This is a genomic window from Pseudomonas agronomica, assembly GCF_025917275.1.
GTDB lineage: Bacteria > Pseudomonadota > Gammaproteobacteria > Pseudomonadales > Pseudomonadaceae > Aquipseudomonas > Aquipseudomonas agronomica.
Genome location: NZ_JAOSHO010000337.1, coordinates 1 through 5,733, shown reverse-complemented (window position 1 = coordinate 5,733; position 5,733 = coordinate 1). Strand labels below are relative to the sequence as shown.

The following is a 5,733-nucleotide window of genomic DNA, read 5'->3' as shown; positions in this document are numbered from 1 at the left end:
GCGATATATCCCTATCTCCATAAATTTCGTCGACAAAACAGAAAACATTATTTGCTTTATTTGTATACAAAAGCATAATTCGCTTCGTGCGAGTTCCTGACCATCAGGTCAACTACTACGCCAGCCTTACCTGCCTCAAAGCCTTGCCGTCACCCTCAGGGGGCGCGCGGGGCCCGAAATAACAATAAAACTCTTGAGGAGTACTCGCTGTGGAAAGCCGCAAACCCGAAGCCCAGACCCTGGACCTGTCGCCGCCATTACGCAGTGGCTGGCTGGAGCGCATCTTCAAGCTCAGCTTGCATGGCACCACGGTGAAGACCGAGCTGATCGCCGGTCTGACGACCTTCATCACCATGGCCTACATCATTTTCGTCAACCCCAACATCATGGCCGACGCGGGTATCGATCATGGCGCCGCGTTCGTCGCCACCTGCATCGCCGCCGCCCTGGGTTGCCTGCTGATGGGCCTCTATGCGAACTGGCCGGTGGGCCTGGCGCCGGGCATGGGCCTGAATGCCTTCTTCACCTACACCGTGGTCGGCACCATGGGCTACAACTGGGAAACCGCGCTGGGCGCGGTGTTTATTTCCGGTGTGTTGTTCATGATCCTGACCCTGTCGCGGGTGCGTGAATGGCTGCTCAACAGCATTCCCGTGAGCCTGCGGTTCGCCATGGGCGCGGGGGTCGGGTTGTTTCTCGGGCTGATCGGCCTGAAGACCGCCGGCATCATCGTCGACAGCCCCGCCACGCTGATCAAGCTCGGCTCGTTGCGTGAGCCCGGTCCGTTGTTGGCCGCGGTGTGCTTCCTGATGATCGCCGTGCTCAGTTACCACCGCGTGTTCGGCGCGATCCTGATCAGCATCATCGCCGTGACCCTGGCCGGCTGGGGCCTGGGATTGGTGCAGTACAACGGCGTCATGTCGACGCCGCCGAGCCTGGCCCCGACCTGGATGGCAATGGACGTGGCCGGTGTGTTCAACATCAGCATGATCAGCGTGGTGCTGGCCTTCCTGTTCGTGCACATGTTCGACACCGCTGGCACCCTGATGGGCGTCGCCCAACGCGCCGGCCTGGTGAAAGCCGATGGCAAGATCGAAAACCTGTCCCGCGCCTTGAAGGCCGACAGCGCCTCCAGTGTATTCGGCGCCGTGGTCGGTGTTCCGCCGGTGACCAGCTACGTGGAAAGCGCCGCGGGTGTGGCCGCCGGTGGCCGCACGGGGCTTACCGCCGTGACCGTCGGTGTGCTATTTATTGCCGCCATGTTCTTCGCACCGCTGGCCGGGATGATCCCGGCCTATGCCACGGCCGGCGCCTTGATCTACGTTGCCATGCTGATGATGGGCGGCATGGCCCACATCGAATGGGACGAACCTACCGACAGCATCCCGGCCATCGTCACGGCGATCATGATGCCCCTGACCTTCTCGGTCGCCGACGGTATCGCCCTGGGTTTCATCACCTACGTGGTGCTCAAGGCCGGCACCGGTAAACAAAAGGAAATTTCCGTCAGCCTGTGGGTGCTCTGCGCGATCTTCATCGCCAAGTTCATCTTCTTGTAAGCGATACCGTATCCACCCGCCTCACCCACTGGGTGAGGCTTTTGTGCATCAGGAGCAAAGCAATGAATCTGGAAACCTGGTTGTTGTTCAGTGGCGCCGCCTTGGTGGTGATCCTCATCCCCGGCCCGTTGTCGTTGTTGATGATCGGCAATAGCCTGAACTACGGCCTGCGCCGCTCGTATCCGGCGTTCCTGGGTGGCGTGATCGCGTCGATCTGCCTGTTGAGCGCTTCGGCGCTGGGGCTTGGTGCGTTGTTGATGGCGTCGGAGCAGTTGTTCAGTGCACTGAAAATTGTCGGTGCGTTATACCTGTTCTACCTTGCCTGGCAGAGCTGGCAGCAGTCGCGTCAGCCTTCCCAGGGCGCCGAGGTACCCCAAGCCGCCGCCATTCCGCGCTTTCGCGCCTTGTTCGGCCGGGCGTTCGTCCTGGGTGCCAGCAATCCAAAGGACATCTTGTTCTTCGCCGCGTTCCTGCCGCAATTCCTGAACGCCGAACAGCCATTCCTGCCGCAGTTGCTGGTCATGATTGTTACCTGGACCGTGCTGGACCTGCTGTGCAAGCTGGCTTATGGGCTGGGTGCCCATGGCGCTGCCCGGTATCTGCGCACAGGCAAGGGCCAGAGCTGGTTCAACCGGGTCAGCGCTGCACTGTTCAGCGGTGCCGGGGCGGCTTCGTTGCTGAGCCGCTGAGAAAGCAAAAGCATCGCGAGCAAGCTCGCTCCCACAGTTGAAACGCATTTCAATTGTGGAGCGAGCCTGCTCGCGACGAGGCCCCCGCCTATTCAATGGGCGAAAAAAAGCCCGCAGTGTGGGCGGGCTAAAAACCAAAGAAGCTCTATGCGCAGTCGCTTCCAGGGCAAGGCAGTTGCTTGGGGGCTCAACTGCCTCGATAGGTTGAATAGGCGTAAGGCGAAATCAGCAAGGGCACGTGGTAATGCTCCTGCTCTTGCGAAATACCGAAACGCAGCACCACCACATCGAGAAACGCCGGTTCGGCCAGTTGAACGCCACGGGCGCGGTAGTAGTCACCGGCGTGGAACTGGATCTGGTAGACCCCGCTGCGGTAATCATCCCCCTGCAGCAGCGGCGCGTCGCAACGGCCGTCGCTATTGGTCAACGCACTGGCAACCAACCGCAATTGCGAACCCTCGACACGGTACAGCTCGATCTTGATCGAGCTTCCAGGGCAGCCGTGCGCTGCATCCAAAACATGAGTAGTCAAACGTCCCATTGATTGTGCGCGCCTCGCTGCAGAACAGTCCGGCCCGACGCCTCCTGAATCAGTTGAAAGACAGGCCGCACCATTACGGAGCATCCAACGCTGCGGCGATGGGCAGATTAAGACACTTTAAACAGAAATTGTACACAATAAAAAATAGATTTTTATCCCATGCGCTCAGCAGGCGGCGTAGCCCCGTATTCTTCACCCAACCCAGTGCTTACGCCGGCCCATGCAGCATTAACTGACCAGACAGGCAGGTTTCTTGCAGTGTAGCTTTTCCAGGGAGCAGAGCAAAAAATGAAAAAAACAGGCTTACAAGTCGCCGATAAAGTTGTATACAATCACTCCATCGTCGTGACGCCAGCCGATACCCATCGCCTGGGACGCCACCTACATGGTTCGAACAAGAAGGAAAACTGCAGTGAGCGCTGACTACCCACGCGACCTGATCGGTTACGGCAGTAACCCTCCTCATCCACACTGGCCTGGCAACGCCCGCATCGCGCTGTCTTTCGTGCTCAATTACGAAGAAGGCGGCGAGCGCAACGTCCTTCATGGCGACAAGGAATCCGAAGCATTCCTTTCGGAGATGGTCGCGGCGCAACCGTTGCAGGGCGAGCGCAACATGAGCATGGAATCGCTGTACGAATATGGCAGCCGTGCCGGCGTCTGGCGGGTCCTCAAGTTGTTCAAGGAATTTGACATTCCGCTGACCATCTTCGCGGTGGCGATGGCCGCCCAGCGCCACCCGGACGTGATTCGCGCCATGGTCGCCGCCGGTCACGAAATCTGCAGCCACGGCTATCGTTGGATCGACTATCAATACATGGATGAAGCCCAGGAACGCGAGCACATGCTCGAAGCAATCCGCATCCTCACCGAAATCACTGGCGAGCGTCCGCTGGGCTGGTACACCGGCCGCACCGGCCCGAACACCCGGCGCCTGGTGATGGAAGAAGGCGGTTTCCTCTACGACAGCGACACCTACGACGACGACCTGCCCTACTGGGAACCGAACAACCCCACCGGCAAGCCGCACCTGGTGATCCCCTACACCCTCGACACCAACGACATGCGCTTCACCCAGGTGCAGGGTTTCAACAAGGGCGACGATTTCTTCCAGTACCTCAAGGACGCTTTCGACGTGTTGTATGCCGAAGGCGCCGAAGCGCCGAAGATGCTTTCCATCGGCCTGCACTGTCGCCTGATCGGCCGCCCTGCGCGCCTGGCTTCCCTCAAGCGCTTCCTCGAATATGCCAAGGGCCATGAGCAGGTCTGGTTCAGTCGCCGCGTCGACATCGCCCGCCATTGGCAGCAGACCCATCCGTACCAGGGGGCGTCCAAATGACCGCCTTCCAGACTCTCAATCCTTCCACCTTGAGCCGCGAAGCGTTCGTCCGGGCCTTTGCCGATATCTACGAACATTCGCCATGGGTGGCCGAAAAGGCCTTCGACCTGGGCCAGGATGCATCGATCGACGAGATCGAGACCCTGCACCAGCGCATGAGCGACATCCTGTTGAGCGCCAATCATGCCAGCCAGCTGGCCCTGATCAACGCTCACCCGGACCTGGCAGGCTTTGCCGCCGTCCAGGGCCAACTGACCGAAGCCAGCACCAACGAACAGGCTGGCGCCGGTATCCACCAATGCACGGCCGAAGAGTTCCAACGCTTCACCGAGCTGAACGAGGCCTATAAAGCCAAGTTCAAGTTTCCCTTCATCATGGCGGTAAAAGGCAGCAACCGGCACCAGATCCTCGCTGCGTTCGAAACGCGCATCCACCACTCGGCAGACGCCGAATTCAAGTGCGCATTGGCGGAGATCAACAAAATCGCGTTGTTCCGATTACTGACCCTTTAGCGAGCGGCCCCTGACACCAGGTCCTGCAAGCATCCCCAGCCAACTTATCAAAGGCAGACAAGAAGAATGAAAGCTTACGCCGTACCGTTCGAAAAGTTCGTCAACCTGGCCGACGCCCGCCTGGGCACCAAGATCATCTCGGTAACCGATGACTGGTTTGCCGACGCCAACCGCCTTTTCCAGCCGACTCCGGCCGTGTGGAAGGAGGGCGTGTTCGACGACAACGGCAAGTGGATGGACGGCTGGGAGTCGCGCCGCAAGCGCTTCGAAGGCTACGACAGCGCGGTCATCCGCCTGGGCGTGCCGGGCTCGATCAAGGGCGTGGACATCGACACTTCATTCTTCACCGGCAACTACCCACCGTCGGCTTCCCTGGAAGCGTGTTTCCTGGCGGACGGCGAGCCGGACGAAAACACCCAGTGGACTGAAGTGCTGTCGGCCGTCGAGCTGCAGGGCAACAGCCATCACTACCACGAGATCAGCCACGACCAGGCCTTCAGCCACCTGCGCTTCAACATCTACCCCGATGGCGGCGTGGCCCGGCTGCGGGTCTATGGCATTCCGTACCGCGACTGGTCGGCCGTGGGCGATAACGAACAGATCGACCTGGCTGCTGCCCTCAATGGCGGGCGCGCCCTCGCCTGCTCGGACGAACATTTCGGTCGCATGAGCAACATCCTCAACCCAGGACGCGGCGTGAACATGGGTGATGGCTGGGAAACCGCCCGTCGTCGCACCCCTGGCAACGACTGGGTGATCGTCGCCCTGGGCCATGCCGGCATCGTTGAAAAAGTCGTCGTCGACACGCTGCACTTCAAAGGCAACTACCCCGACAGCTGCTCGATCCAGGGCGCGTTCGTCAAGGGCGGCACTGACAGCCAGATCGAAACCCAATCGCTGTTCTGGCGCGAATTGCTGCCGAGCCAGAAGCTGGAGATGCACGCCGAACACACCTTTGCCGAGCAGATCAAGGCGCTGGGACCGATCACCCATATTCGCCTGAACGTGTTCCCGGACGGTGGCGTAAGTCGCCTGCGGGTGCTCGGCAAGGTATCGAAATAAGGTGAACCCGAATCGCGAGCAAGCTCGCTCC

At 60.1% G+C, this 5,733-nt stretch carries 6 protein-coding genes; 5 read left to right on the top strand and 1 reads right to left on the bottom strand.

Features of this window, described 5'->3' with window-relative positions:
* Window positions 1-209: 209 nt before the first annotated feature.
* Together OC610_RS19975 and OC610_RS19970 are read left to right on the top strand one after the other, a co-directional pair.
* Window positions 210-1,559: an NCS2 family permease gene (locus OC610_RS19975; RefSeq protein ID WP_264430126.1), complete on the top strand. Its 1,350-nt coding sequence runs from the start codon at window positions 210-212 to the stop codon at window positions 1,557-1,559.
* Window positions 1,560-1,621: 62 nt separating this feature from the next.
* A complete protein-coding gene (locus OC610_RS19970; RefSeq protein WP_264430124.1) occupies window positions 1,622-2,248 on the top strand; it encodes a LysE family translocator in 627 nt (208 codons plus the stop codon).
* A 187-nt stretch (window positions 2,249-2,435) separates the two neighbouring features.
* Here the strand turns inward: OC610_RS19970 and uraH are convergent, their stop codons facing one another.
* Complete coding sequence (uraH, locus tag OC610_RS19965; RefSeq protein WP_258649853.1) at window positions 2,436-2,789, bottom strand: hydroxyisourate hydrolase; 354 nt, start codon at window positions 2,787-2,789, stop codon at window positions 2,436-2,438.
* Window positions 2,790-3,201: 412 nt separating this feature from the next.
* Between uraH and puuE the strand changes: the two genes are divergently transcribed.
* The 3 genes from puuE to alc all read left to right on the top strand — a co-directional run bounded on the left by puuE (window position 3,202) and on the right by alc (window position 5,702).
* On the top strand, window positions 3,202-4,128 hold the full coding sequence (puuE, locus tag OC610_RS19960; RefSeq protein WP_264430121.1) for an allantoinase PuuE: 927 nt from the start codon (window positions 3,202-3,204) through the stop codon (window positions 4,126-4,128).
* Window positions 4,125-4,640, top strand: coding sequence for a 2-oxo-4-hydroxy-4-carboxy-5-ureidoimidazoline decarboxylase (gene uraD, locus OC610_RS19955; protein ID WP_264430119.1), 516 nt, complete (start codon window positions 4,125-4,127; stop codon window positions 4,638-4,640). Before puuE ends, uraD begins: the two co-directional genes overlap by 4 nt.
* 66 nt (window positions 4,641-4,706) lie before the next feature.
* On the top strand, window positions 4,707-5,702 hold the full coding sequence (gene alc, locus OC610_RS19950; RefSeq protein ID WP_264430118.1) for an allantoicase: 996 nt from the start codon (window positions 4,707-4,709) through the stop codon (window positions 5,700-5,702).
* Window positions 5,703-5,733: the final 31 nt, after the last annotated feature.

Excerpts from the sequence above, each read along its gene's own strand:
- OC610_RS19970 (WP_264430124.1), top strand. The coding sequence starts at position 1,622 with ATGAATCTGGAAACCTGGTTGTTGTTCAGTGGCGCCGCCTTGGTGGTG.
- uraH (WP_258649853.1), bottom strand. The coding sequence starts at position 2,789 with ATGGGACGTTTGACTACTCATGTTTTGGATGCAGCGCACGGCTGCCCT.
- uraD (WP_264430119.1), top strand. The coding sequence starts at position 4,125 with ATGACCGCCTTCCAGACTCTCAATCCTTCCACCTTGAGCCGCGAAGCG.
- alc (WP_264430118.1), top strand. The coding sequence starts at position 4,707 with ATGAAAGCTTACGCCGTACCGTTCGAAAAGTTCGTCAACCTGGCCGAC.